The following is a 13,007-nucleotide window of genomic DNA, read 5'->3' on the forward strand; positions in this document are numbered from 1 at the left end:
CTGTCGAGTGAAACGAGGCTGCGATCTTTTTGGGTGTTACTCGGATTTGCGGATCTTATCGACAATCGCCGTAGTCGAGCTGTTTTCTACCAGCCCCAGCACTTTCACAGTCCCGCCGTAAGCAGTGACGATGTCTGCGCCAACCACTTGCTCGATCCCGTAGTCGCCGCCCTTGACCAATACATCCGGCTTGACCTCGCGCAGCAGGTTTTCCGGGGTGCCTTCAGCGAAGCTGATGACCCAATCCACGGCGCCCAGACCGGCCAGTACGGCCATGCGACGGTCGACGCTGTTGATCGGCCGACCCGGACCTTTCAAGCGGCTCACCGACGCATCGTCGTTGACCGCCACGATCAGGCGATCGCCTTGGGCACGCGCTTGCTCGAGGTAGGTCACATGGCCGGCATGCAGGATGTCGAAGCAGCCGTTGGTGAACACAATCTTCTCGTTGTGTGCGCGTGCGTCGTCGACCGCCAGCAACAGCTGCTCCAGCCCCAACACACCACGCTCGGAACCTTCTTCACGCTGGATCGCACGACGCAATTCCGGGGCACTGATGGCCGCGGTACCAAGCTTGCCAACCACGATGCCCGCCGCCAGGTTGGCCAGGGCTACCGCGTGGGGCAGCTCTTCACCGGCGGCGATCGCCGCCGCCAGGGTAGAAATCACCGTGTCACCGGCGCCGGTCACGTCGAACACCTCACGGGCACGGGCCGGCAGGTGCAGCGCCGGATGATCCGGGCGCAGCAAGGTCATGCCGTGCTCACCACGGGTCACCAGCAAGGCGCCGAGGTCAAGGTCGTGCATCAGCTGCGCGCCCTTGCTCACCAACTCGTGCTCATCAGCGCACCCACCCACGATGGTTTCAAACTCGCTGAGGTTTGGAGTGATCAGACTCGCGCCACGGTAGATCGAGAAATCCTTGCCCTTGGGATCGGCCAGCACTGGAATGCCGCGGGCACGGGCAGCCTGGATCAGCACCTGATGGTTTTTCAGCGCGCCTTTGCCGTAGTCGGACAGTACCAGCACCTTGATGCCTTCAAGCAGTTCGTCGACTTGCTCGCCCAACGCCAAAGCGTCGGTGGAGAAAGGCTCTTCGAAGTCGATACGCAGCAATTGCTGGTGACGGCTCATGACCCGCAACTTGACGATGGTCGGCTGGTGCGCGATGCGCTGGAACAACGCCCGCACGCCGGCGCCTTTGAGGCTGTTGACCAGGCTGTCGGCAGCCTCGTCGTCACCGGTCACACCGACCAGCGAGGCCGGCGCACCGAGCGCGGCAATGTTCAGGGCAACGTTGGCGGCACCGCCCGGGCGATCCTCGATGTGCTCGACCTTGACTACCGGTACCGGTGCCTCAGGGGAAATCCGTGAGGTACCACCATGCCAGTAACGGTCGAGCATGACATCGCCGACCACCAGGACAGGGGCCTGATCGAATCGTGGCATGGATAACTTCATGGAAACTCCAGGGGCAATAAAAGCGTCGCGGATAATAACATAGCGAAAGGATGCGGCCGCACGCGAGCACACAGGCTCAGCGGCGGTCATTCTGTGGAGGGGCATCCAGCGGACGCACCCAGAAAAGTTCATGTCGGCGCACCGCTTTGCGGAAAAACTCGTCTTCACCGGTGCGAGGCCAGCAACGCCCGGCCAACAAGCGCTGAATCACCCGGCGCAGACGTTTTTTGAGCGGTGGACGACCCTGCAAGTCGTGCTGCATGCCCAAGGCCATGGCTTTGTCCATGCGGGTTGGCGCGTCCAGCAACGGACTCCATAACCCATCAGCCGGCAACGGCTCGATGGTCGGCGGCAAGGCAATGCCATAACCCGCCGGCCCCATCGGCCATCGGTCGTTGTCGTGCAGGTGATTGGCATAAAGCAGCAGAGTACGCGGGCGCCAGGTACTGAGCTTAATCGCCTCCATCAAGGCGCGTGTGCTGGCGACATGATCGCTGTGGGGATCCAGCTCGGGATGGGGCGTCAGCACCGCGTCGGGCCGGAAATGCTCAAGCAGACGGGCCAGATCAGCCACCAGGTTGCGCCAATGGGGCTGACCATCGACGTCACCTGGCAGGCTCAGGGCATTGTGCCGACGCACGTCACGTATGTCGCTCTCCCCCGATTCACGGGAGCCGAAGCTTTGCTCCGGCTGCTGCGCCATCGCATTCAGCTGTAAGCAGTAATAACCTAATTGCACACACCGTTGTTGCGGTACCCCGCCCCACAGCGGCACTGCCAGACTGTCCCAACTACGCAGGCGACCCTTCAGACGGGCGGCCTGAGCGGCGTCGAGGCCCATATTGCGATAGTGTTCGGCCTCAATCTCGCCTTGGGTCAGTGTGACGATAGCCACCTCGGACGCCCGGCTATAGAGACCAAAAGCTGCCAGTTCGGCATCATCGGCATGGGGGGCGATGATGAGCAGGCGCTGCTGGCCAAAATCCGGATTACTCAGGGCGTATAAAGTCGCCTGTGGCGCCAGGCTGCAAAAGCGTCCACGCAAGGTCAGGGTCCCGGCAGCCAGCGCCGAACCTTGCCCGGACAGATTGAGAAAACGCTCTCCCGCAACACCGCGTTCCAGATCCTGGCGGTCGTCACCGATCCATACCTGGGGGTCAAGAAAGCGACCCAGCCAATGGCTCTTGACCCGCACCTGCAAAACCAGGGTTTGCGCCACGCCAACGTCGCCCGTCACCTGCAATACACCCTTGGCCAGGGTGACGGGAAATTGCGGCGTACCTGCGGGGAAGTCATAGCGATAATCGTCGCCCGGGGCATAGAAAAGATGGTCGGCGAACCAGGCTTCATGGGCGATCCAGCCCAGCAGCAGGAACAACGGCAAAGGCCACCACGCGATAAAAATACCAAATAGTAATGCGACCAATAATGCACCGATCAGCACCACACGTTTGCGTTGGCGATGGCGTTTAAGCAATTGTTGCTTGCGTGCGCTCATGACTGCCTGTCCTCGCTCAAACCTGATAGACCGGAACCCGGTGACACCAGCGATCCTTGTATTCGCGATCTGCGCGGCCGAACGAGTAACGCAGCGGCTTGCCCACGGCGCGAGCCTGCTCCCACGCGGCTTGGGTGTTGACGAAACTGAGCACACTGCCAGGGCTGAACTCGCGGTTTTGCGGGTCGACACCGCCGTTAATGTATTCCAGGCTGACCCACTTGGGCGCCTCGACCCGGTACAGAATCTGGATTGCCACCGGTTCGTCGTTCAGGTAGATCAAGGACCCGGTCATGAACTCACGCAACAGGCTGAACACCTCAGAAAGACGCACCTTGCCCGGTGCTTCAAAGTTCCAGCGGCGCTGGAACAGGTCGGCATAGATGGTCGCCTGTTCGCTGGCGCTCAGCTCCAGCATCGGTCGAATAATGCCACCCGCCTCTTCAAGCAAACGCTGGTCACGACGTTGGTTGTAGCGAAACTTCTTGCTGTAGTCCTCTGGTTCACGAGCCAGCGCCAGGCCTTCCGGTTGCTCAGCGAGACCGGTGATGTTCGGGGCATTGAGTTCGGATACATAACGTGCGCGATGCCGCACACGAACCTGGACGTCTTCGGCAACCGGCAGGATGATCTCGGCATTGCCAAGATCGAGCAGGCCACGCTTGCCTTCACGCTTGAGCACGTCCTTGGACAAGGCCACATGACGCCCCCAGGTTGGCATCGCGGCGCACAATTCACCATCGACGAACCAGCCCAGATAACGCACCGGGATGCCTACCAGACCCGCCAGACGCTCAACCACGTCGGGATGAGTCGCCACGCTGCCGCCAAACTGTTGCCAGGCCTGCGTATAAGCCATTGCATCGATGGGCACCCAGCCGCTTTCTCTCCAGGCTCGCCAGTAACTCAAAATCAAACGTGAGACTCCGTCATTGCCTCGTCAGTGCTTTCGACGAAGTCCTTCTCGTGCAGGCGTGCGTAATGTCCGTTCAACGCCAACAACTCGGCGTGGGTGCCGCGTTCGACGATGCGGCCCTGGTCCATCAACAGGATCAGGTCAGCCTTCTCGATGGTCGACAAGCGGTGAGCGATCACCAGTGTGGTACGGCCCTTCATTACTTGTTCGAGAGCCGCCTGAATGTGGCGCTCGGATTCGGTATCGAGGGCCGAGGTAGCCTCATCGAGAATCAGCAATGGCGCATTCTTGAGCAGTGCCCGGGCAATCGCCAGACGCTGGCGCTGACCGCCGGAAAGCAGCACACCGTTTTCGCCCACAAGGGTGTCGTAGCCTTGAGGCATTTGCTCGATGAACTCGGCGGCATAGGCATCTTCGGCGGCCTTGCGCACGTCTTCAAACGGTGCGCCGGCGAGGTCGCCGTAGGCAATGTTGTTGGTGACGCTGTCGTTGAACAGGGTGACCTGCTGGGTCACCAGGGCAATGTGACGACGCAGATTGGTCAGCTTGTATTCCTCGACATCCACACCGTCGAGCAGGATCTGGCCCTTGTCGTGGTGATAGAAACGTGGAATCAGGTTGGCCAAGGTCGATTTGCCGCTGCCCGAACGCCCCACCAGAGCGACCATCTGGCCCTCTTCAGCGGTAAAGGAAATATCGTTGAGCACGATTTTCTCGGTGCCCGGGTACTGGAAGCTCAGGTTACGCACTTCCAGGCGACCACTGACGCGCTCCATTTCCTTGGTGCCCGTATCGACTTCCGGAACTTCGTCGAGCTGCTCGAAAATGCTCTCCGCGCCGGCCAGCCCTTTCTGGATCGTGGCGCTGACTTCCGACAACTGACGAATCGGCTTGGGCAACAAACCGGCAGCGGTGATGTAGGCAACCAGTTCGCCAGCAGAGGCATCGCCGCGAAGGTAAAGCACCAGATACATCAATACGGCCATACCGATGTAAATCACCAGTTGCAGCATTGGAGTGTAGATCGATTGGGTGCGGGTCATGCCCAGGCTGCGGTTCATATTGTCGGCGCTGGCCTTGTGGAAGCGCTCGATTTCGTAGGCCTCACCGCCAAAGCTGCGAACCACGCGGTAGCCCTGGATCGTCTCCGACGCCACATGGGTCACATCGCCCATCGCCACCTGGATTTTCTTGCTTTGCTTGCGAAATTTTTTGCTGGCGCTACTCACCAGAATCGCGATGACCGGCAGGATCGCCAGCAATACCAGGGTCATTTTCCAGTTGCTGTACAGCAGATAACCGAACAGGAACACCACCGTCAGGCCTTCACGGATCACTACTTTGATCGCATCGGTGGCGGCACCGGTGACCATGGTCACGTTATAGGTAATACGGGAAATCAGGTGGCCGGAGTTGTTGTTGTCGAAGTAACGGTTAGGCAGAGTCAACAGGTTGTCGAACAAGGCGCATCGCAGGTCGTGGACCACGCCCCGGGCAACCTTGGCCAGATAATAGTTGCCCAGAAATGAGCCGATACCCTGATAGACCGCAATCAGCACAATCAACAACGGCACGCCGAGTACCAGCGAGACACCCAGAAACTTGGTGTCATCAGGTTTTTGCAAGGCGTCGAGAAAATGTTTGAGCATGTCCGCCAGCATCGGCTGGCTGGATGCGAATAGCACGAAGCCGACGATACTGAGGGCGAAAGCGCCCCAGTACGGGAGCACGTATTTCAGCAACCGCAGGTAAATCTTCATGCTTGATTGCTGGTCGGAATTGGCCATTCGGCACGCCTCGTACGTTTGAAAAAAGACAGACAACCCGTGGATTGTAACAGCGAACGAATTACAACATCGGCTCAGCCCGGAGGAGGTGCCGAAAACGCTTTAGCACTTCGCTACCGCACCACGAGCTTCAGGGGTTGCAACACTCCAGACGAAGTCCTTGGTTGCATTGCTGCCACGAGTGGCCAACACGATACTCAAGGCAATCGGCAGCCAGGTGATCAACCAATCCGCATTGGGCTTGAGCCAGAGACCAATGCCATCGGTCATCAGTGACGCCCCGGAAAACACCCAGAGTGCCAGCAACACCTGCCCCAGTGGCTGCGCGCGCGAAATCCAGCCACGCCAGCCAGCCGCCAGCCACAACCAACCGAACAGCAGCAGGCCAGGCACTCCGAGACGCACTCCGATATCCAGGAACAGGTTGTGCGGATGCTTGAATGCCTGTCCGATTTCGGGGACAGGAATCAGGTATTCATGGAACCCCAACCCCATCGCCCAATGATCCAGCATCAATTGAACGCCGCCGTTCCATAGCTCGGGACGGAAAGAAACGCCGCGCTGCAAGAGAATTTCCGGCTTGAATACCGCAACGGACGCCAATCCCAGTACTACCAGAATGATCAGCCCAACTCCCAGGCGCGACGGTCGCGCCACTCCCATCACGAAGAGACAGGCCAGCAAGCCGATCCACACACCGCGGGTTTGGCTGAAACCCAGGAATAGCGCATATCCCAGCGCCGGAATCAGCACCAACACTGTTAGCCAGGGATTGAAGCGTTTGGTTTGTAACGTAAATACGCCAAGAATCAGCAAGGCACCCACCGCATGCGCGGCCATGATTGCAGTGTCCCACAAGCCAATGGCAATCAGCCTGCCGCTGAAAGGTTGAGCGGACACTTCATAAAAGTAGAACCAGGAAGCCGCAGCAAAGAAACCGCCCATGATCGATGCGTACAACAACATCGACTCCAACCGCCACCTGCGGTTCTGGGCAGCCAGTAGCACGCCCAACAGGGTAAGGGCCACATAGAGCGTTACCTTGCTTTTGCCCAGGATATTATTGCCACCCTCAACCATCAGCACCAATAACGTCCAGGCCACGAAAAAAACAAAAAGGACACACTCCGGCTGCTTGAGCATCAGGCGAAAATCCCGATGGAACAGTGCCAACAGGGCGGGCAACCACAGCAGGAAAATCATCATCTGGTGATATAGCTTGTTGTCCGGCAGTACCCACGCCCCACACAGCAGCACAAGAAAACCGATAGACGCCCACACTTCCAGGACTTCCTTACCGAAAAACTTCTTCATTCCTGTCAGCACTCGGCTTTACCCAGCATTCGATTGGCGACCCGCTGCAAATGGGCCTTGTCGGCGTTCTTCCACCCACCCTTGATGCAATAGTGCTCGGAGAGGTAGTGGAGAAAGTTACGCCTCAACCGCTCATCGAGTGGCCATTGCGGGAATGCACGCGCAATTTCCATCACCTGCTCGGCGTTGTCGGCATGCATTACCAAACCCTCGATATTGAAAAACGCCTGGCCCAGGGTCAGCACGGGCTTACCCAAAAGCAGGCTTTCCAGGCCAACCGTCGAGTTCAGGGTAATCACAAACTGGCTGGACTCGATCAACTGCTGAGTGGCGTTACCGTTGGCGAACAAAAGGCGATCGTGAGTACGCTCATGCAACTCAGGATACGTTTCGCGACTGGATGGATGCTCCTTGAACACCACTGTCAATCCAGTCTCTTTGGCCAAGCGCTCGCCCAAGGCGAACATCTCGCGCATGTTCTTGATCCAGGGAGAAAACAGCCGCACTTGACTATCACGGTCGTCCTGAAACGGAACAAAGACGAACTTCTCCGGCAGCACAATCGGTGCCGGGCCACTGGTACGAGGCTGGCGTGGAATCAGTACGGGCGCTGCCTGATTTTCAGGAACTGGATAAGGATAGTTGAGATAAAAACCGGCTTCGCGCGGAACGGCATTCAGGTAATTCACGCCCCGCGGATCAACGGTGGTGGTATCGGGCAACAAGCCGTTCTCGAAAAAGAACGTCTTGCAACCCGTCGGTGCCAAGGCCGTCAGCAATCGGCAGTAGCGGTGGGAGCCATTCCAGAACACCAGTGCATCGGGGCGCTCGCGATCAAGCAACGCCTGAGCGCGTAGCGCCATCCAGATCAGCTCAAGACGTAACAGCAGACGATACAAGCGACCGTCGTTTTTATTCTTGACGCGCCGTTCCTCGCATTTTTCTTCGATCAGGCTCGGCCAGTCGATTCGCGAAAGCACTCTGGTTATATGCGACAACCTTGGCCAGGGCATCTGTGGCGGGGTAACGACTTTACCTTGTAGCTCGGTCTCATTGAGTAACCGATTGAAATAAAGGCCTTGATGTTTGGCCAAGGAAATGAACAGCATTGTCGTCATAGGGTGTCCAAAAAATAGCCCGCATCCACCCGCCAAAGCGCAATATAACCACGTGCGACACGTCCGCAGACATCAACACCCTGTTATTCGCCCGTCCGCGTATAGAAATATAAAACCAGAAATCAGAAGCCAGCACTCTGTGGTTATCGCGTCAGGCAACCCAGTGAACGGGCAACTGCCTCTTAAAAAGTGAGGCGATTGTACCACAGCGGTTTTTTGCAGCATGCGCACTGCGGTAACATAGCCGGCTGCCCATCCCCATCGGGCCAAGCCTTGGAGCCTTGATGCAAACGCTCGACCATACCGCTTATCTCAACATGCGCGAGGGCGCCGACGTTCTCGAGGCCGATGGTAAAGGGGATAAAGTCTTGTGCCTGGCCGACGGCTCGATGCTCAAGCTGTTCCGCCGTAAACGCTTGCTGACTTCTGCGCTTTGGGCGCCTTACGCCCGGCGATTTGCCGACAACTGCCGAGCGCTGCACGAACGCAATATCGAATGCCCAACGGTTCGCCAGATCTATCGCATCCCCAGCATCGAGCGCGATGCCGTACATTACGACCCCCTGCCCGGTCGCACCCTGCGTCAGTTGCTAGGCACCGATGACAACGATTTTCTCCGGGCACAACTGGGTGAGTTCATTGCACGCCTGCATGAGCACGGCATTTACTTTCGCTCTGCGCACTTGGGCAATGTGGTTTTGACGCCTGAAAACACGTTGGGGCTGATCGATATCGCTGACCTGCGTACCTATCGAAAGCCGCTGCGCAAAGGCCTGCGTCTACGCAATTTCAAGCATATGTTGCGCTATCGCCAGGATCGCGAGTGGCTACTCAAGGACAACCAGTTCCTTGAGCACTACCTGAATCACCAACATGTGTGCAGTGGACGGGAACTGAGCCTGGCGCTCACTCCTTAAGCCTTTGAGCCGCCAATGTCAGCCAGCGGCAGTTAGCCTGAAGGTCTCGAAGTCACGCGCAGGGTCTACGCCTCGCAACAAGTTATCAACCAGTTGAATGGTCTTTCCCAAGCCCTGAGAACCGTACACCAGGTGATAATCGGCAAAGCGTCGGGCCTGGGCCACATGGCCCGGATAATCCTGCTCAAGCGCTTGCAATTGGCGGGAAAACTCATGCTCATCGCGCACTTGAGGCCCAAAAAACACCGAGTGAGAGAAGATATCCACATCGCTGCCCGCATTCACATGGATTACCGGCCGACCCGCCAGCCCTGCCTCGATACCCGCATTGGACATGATATTGACGACAACGCTGGCCTGCGCCAGAGCGTCCGCCAGTGAACACTTGCTATCCAGCAAGTCGATGTTGGCTAGCTGCGCAGCGGCATCGTTCCAGAATTGCGCCTTGCTGCGCGGATGACGCTTGAACAGCACGCGATAATGCGGATGCTGCTCGGCCCAGTCGCGCAATAACTGATAGGTGCGCTGGTAGCCCGGCTCTTTTTCCCGATCAGGGCCAACCCCTAGAATCAACAATGTATGGAGCGCAGGATCGGCAACTGGCAGATCATAGGTTTCATCGGCGAGGTAGGAGCCAATCAACACCACCGTTGACTCACCGAAGCGCAATGTTCTTTCCTGCAAGGCAACCAGCGAACTATGGCCAAAGACCCCGTAATAGTCGTAATCGTTCATCCCTAGTCGCCGTGAAGATTCCAGCGTCGTGGCATGGGCCAGCTGCAGCAATCGGCCGCCACGCGCAGCCAATGCCAGGCGCAGGAACGGCGCATGAAGACTACCGTTGCGTTCGTTGATCAGCACCTTGGGCGAATACGTCATCACCAACCATTGGGCATGGGCGGCGTATACAAGATAACGCAGCGGCACAGGCTGCGGCGGCGCCAGAAGCATGCGCTGGGCGCAGGCGTCCGACGGAGAACGTAACGCAGCCTCAGCCAAGTGATGCCCACGCTTGCGCAAGCCCTCGATCAGAATATTCTTGCGTTGCAACGCCATGGACTTCGGCGCCGAATGCAATAACAGCACCTCACAGGGTTCAGCCACCACTGAACCACTCAAACAGGCCTTGGCGCGGACTCCGACCGCCACATCCACCAGCACGTCACGAATCAGGCGCAAAAGACTGCCAAAGCGACCATGACGCTCGCGCAGCAACTTCCAGCGATAACGGTCCAGCTCACGCGCTTTTTGTGTCCAGCATCCCTCAGCCTGGAGCGCACTTGCCTCAGACGGTGGCGCGCTCACTTGACCAATAACCGGATGGCTTTGCGGGTATAGGACCAGCGCGTCAGAGAGCGCAGATCGGCGCGCACGGCGCGGGCATAAAAAGCCTTGGCGTTGACATAATCGCCGGCACTGTAGCAATCGCGGAACAACGACAGGCAGCGCTGAGCCAGGAAAGCCTGGCGCAGGTCCTGCAGTTCTCGAGGCATTCTGGCCGAGGAAAATACTTCATCAACCATCCCCACGCCCGCCGCCAGGCTTTGCTTGAGGTCATGGCGCATGCTGTCATCATGCTTGTAAATCAGCGCCAGCGGCTGATCGAGCACAGTGCACGGAAAACGCGCCAGCACCTGAGCAAAGACCGGAATGTCTTCAACGTTGCGCAAGTGCTCAGGATAGTTGCCTGGCGCAAACACTTCGCGATGCATCGCGCAGGCGCCGTTGGACAGCGATACCGTCTTGTCCAGCAAGTAGCCACGCACACGTTGGCGCGGGGTAGCTGGCAAGGGTTTTACGGCGTGCTGGACACGACGACCGTCGTCGAACACCGACCAGTGACCGCCAATGATCAAACGGCTGTCAGGGTTGCTGGAGATATGCCGGGTCAACGCAGCCAGCGCACCAGGCGCCATCTCATCATCGGCATCGAGGAAGATCAGGTATTGCCCCCGAGCCTCCTCGATCCCGCGATTACGCACCGAAGACAAACCGCCATTGGGTTTGCGCAGAGCTCTGAAGCACCCCGCATGTTCAGTCAGCAGCTGCTCCAGAACTTGTGGCGTCGCGTCAGTAGAACCGTCATCGATCACCAGCAGCTCAGCCTGGGCTTCACCCAACTGCGCCAACACCGAATTCACCGCACGCGGCAAGGTTTTGGCGTAGTTATAAGCAGGAATAACGATACTGATCAGCACGTCAGTCAACCGCATACTCGTTCGCACCTTCTTTGACCACCAGAATGTCTTCCATGATCAGGTACTGCAGGTCGGAACCGAAGAACATATTCAAGGCGTCGGTCGGCGAGCAGATCATTGGCTCGCCACGACGGTTAAGCGAGGTGTTCAGCGACACGCCGTTACCGGTCAGCACTTCCAGTGCCTTCATCATGTCGTAATAGCGCGGGTTGTATTCGCGCTTCAACACCTGGGCCCGGGAGGTGCCGTCTTCGTGAACGACTTCCGGCACGCGGGTTTTCCACTCTTCAGCCACTTCAAAAGTGAAGGTCATGAACGGCGCCGGGTGATCGATCTTGATCATCTGTGGCGCAACGGTGTCGAGCATCGACGGGCAGAAAGGCCTCCAGCGCTCGCGGAACTTGATCTGGTGGTTGATGCGGTCAGCCACGCCGGTCGCGCTAGGGCAACCGATGATCGAACGACCGCCCAAGGCGCGCGGACCGAACTCCATGCGGCCTTGGAACCAGGCCACCGGGTTGCCGTCGACCATGATTTTGGCGATCTGCTCCGGCATGTTCTCAAGCTTGCGCCACGCAGGTTTGTTGGGGTGACGGGCACAGGCCGCGAGCACGTCTTCGTTGCTGTACGACGGGCCGAGATAAACGTGTTCCATCTTCTCGACCGGCACGCCACGGGCGTGGGACACGTAAGCCGCCGCGCCGACCGCAGTACCGGCATCGCCGGACGCAGGCTGAACGAACAACTCTTTGATGTCATCGCGGGCAATAATCTTCTGGTTCAGCTTGACGTTCAATGCACAGCCACCGGCGAAAGCCAGTTTGCCGGTTTCCTTGAGCACGTCGCCCAGGTAGTGGTCGATCATCTGCAACGCCAGTTTCTCGAACAGCGCTTGCATGCTCGCGGCGTAGTGGATGTACGGCTCGTCGGCGATGTCGCCTTCGCGCTTGGGGCCCAGCCACTCGATCAGCTTCGGCGAAAAATAGAAACCCTTGCCCTTCTCTTTATAACGGCGCAGGCCGATGACGTTGGCGTAGTCGGTGTTGATCACCAGTTCGCCGTTTTCGAACGAGGCCAGACGCGAGAAATCGTATTTGCTGGCGTCGCCGTACGGCGCCATGCCCATGACCTTGAACTCACCATCGAGCATCTCGAAACCGAGGAACTCGGTGATCGCGCCGTACAGGCCGCCGAGGGAGTCAGGGTCGAAGAATTCCTTGATCTTGTGGATTTTGCCGTTTTCGCCGTAACCAAAGAAAGTCGTGGCGTACTCACCCTTGCCATCGATCCCCAGGATCGCGGTTTTCTCTTTGAAACCGGAGCAGTGATAGGCACTGGAGGCGTGGGCCAGGTGGTGCTCGACCGGCTCGATCTTGATTTTCTTCGGATCGAAGCCCAGTTGCTCGAGGCACCAGACAATCTTGTTGCGATAGCGCTTGTAGCGACGGTTGCCCATCAGAATCGCGTCGAGGGCGCGGTCCGGGGCGTACCAGTAACGCTTGGCGTAGTGCCAGCGAGCCTTGCCGAACAGGCTGATCGGCGCGAATGGAATCGCTACCACATCAACGTCGGATGGCTTGATACCCGCTTGTTCGAGGCAGAACTTCGCCGATTCGTAAGGCATGCGGTTCTTTGCATGTTTATCGCGCACGAAGCGCTCTTCTTCAGCCGCCGCGACCAGCTTGCCGTCGATATACAGGGCTGCTGAAGGATCATGGCTAAGGGCGCCGGACAGGCCAAGAATCGTCAATGCCACAGGGGTCTAGCCTCTTTAGTCTGCATGCAGGCGCAAGGCGCC

Annotated in this window: 10 protein-coding genes; 1 reads left to right on the forward strand and 9 read right to left on the reverse strand. The window is 58.3% G+C overall.

Annotated features, from left to right (window positions below; all coding sequences use genetic code 11):
• Nucleotides 1-36 precede the first annotated feature (36 nt).
• The 6 genes from hldE to ABH909_RS01085 all read right to left on the reverse strand — a co-directional run bounded on the left by hldE (nt 37) and on the right by ABH909_RS01085 (nt 8,094).
• A complete protein-coding gene (gene hldE, locus ABH909_RS01060; RefSeq protein ID WP_429429827.1) occupies nt 37-1,461 on the reverse strand; it encodes a bifunctional D-glycero-beta-D-manno-heptose-7-phosphate kinase/D-glycero-beta-D-manno-heptose 1-phosphate adenylyltransferase HldE in 1,425 nt (474 codons plus the stop codon).
• 76 nt (nt 1,462-1,537) lie between these two features.
• The gene (locus ABH909_RS01065) at nt 1,538-2,959 is read right to left on the reverse strand and encodes a PIG-L deacetylase family protein (protein WP_429429829.1); all 1,422 of its coding nucleotides are present in this window, start codon (nt 2,957-2,959) and stop codon (nt 1,538-1,540) included.
• Nucleotides 2,960-2,975: 16 nt separating this feature from the next.
• On the reverse strand, nt 2,976-3,818 hold the full coding sequence (locus tag ABH909_RS01070; protein WP_429439707.1) for a GNAT family N-acetyltransferase: 843 nt from the start codon (nt 3,816-3,818) through the stop codon (nt 2,976-2,978).
• 53 nt (nt 3,819-3,871) lie between these two features.
• The gene (gene msbA / locus ABH909_RS01075; protein WP_429429831.1) at nt 3,872-5,662 is read right to left on the reverse strand and encodes a lipid A export permease/ATP-binding protein MsbA; all 1,791 of its coding nucleotides are present in this window, start codon (nt 5,660-5,662) and stop codon (nt 3,872-3,874) included.
• 102 nt (nt 5,663-5,764) lie between these two features.
• Nucleotides 5,765-6,976, reverse strand: a complete 1,212-nt coding sequence (locus ABH909_RS01080; RefSeq protein WP_429429833.1) for an O-antigen ligase family protein — start codon at nt 6,974-6,976, stop codon at nt 5,765-5,767.
• A gap of 5 nt (nt 6,977-6,981) precedes the next feature.
• Nucleotides 6,982-8,094, reverse strand: coding sequence for a capsular biosynthesis protein (locus ABH909_RS01085; RefSeq protein WP_429429835.1), 1,113 nt, complete (start codon nt 8,092-8,094; stop codon nt 6,982-6,984).
• A 284-nt stretch (nt 8,095-8,378) separates the two neighbouring features.
• On the opposite strand from ABH909_RS01085, the gene ABH909_RS01090 reads away from it, so the two are divergent.
• Entirely contained in the window at nt 8,379-9,011 is a 633-nt protein-coding gene (locus ABH909_RS01090; RefSeq protein ID WP_429429837.1) for a toluene tolerance protein, read from the forward strand.
• A gap of 18 nt (nt 9,012-9,029) precedes the next feature.
• Here ABH909_RS01090 and ABH909_RS01095 read toward each other — a convergent pair whose 3' ends face one another.
• From ABH909_RS01095 to ABH909_RS01105, 3 genes are read right to left on the reverse strand one after another with little or no spacing between them, the layout of a single operon-like run.
• Nucleotides 9,030-10,316: a capsule biosynthesis protein gene (locus ABH909_RS01095; protein WP_429429839.1), complete on the reverse strand. Its 1,287-nt coding sequence runs from the start codon at nt 10,314-10,316 to the stop codon at nt 9,030-9,032.
• On the reverse strand, nt 10,313-11,224 hold the full coding sequence (locus ABH909_RS01100) for a glycosyltransferase family 2 protein (RefSeq protein ID WP_429429841.1): 912 nt from the start codon (nt 11,222-11,224) through the stop codon (nt 10,313-10,315). Before ABH909_RS01100 ends, ABH909_RS01095 begins: the two co-directional genes overlap by 4 nt.
• Nucleotides 11,211-12,965, reverse strand: coding sequence for a carbamoyltransferase family protein (locus ABH909_RS01105; RefSeq protein WP_429429843.1), 1,755 nt, complete (start codon nt 12,963-12,965; stop codon nt 11,211-11,213). Before ABH909_RS01105 ends, ABH909_RS01100 begins: the two co-directional genes overlap by 14 nt.
• Nucleotides 12,966-13,007 lie beyond the last annotated feature (42 nt).

This window comes from Pseudomonas sp. BS3782 TE3695, from assembly GCF_050435305.1.
Taxonomy (GTDB): domain Bacteria; phylum Pseudomonadota; class Gammaproteobacteria; order Pseudomonadales; family Pseudomonadaceae; genus Aquipseudomonas.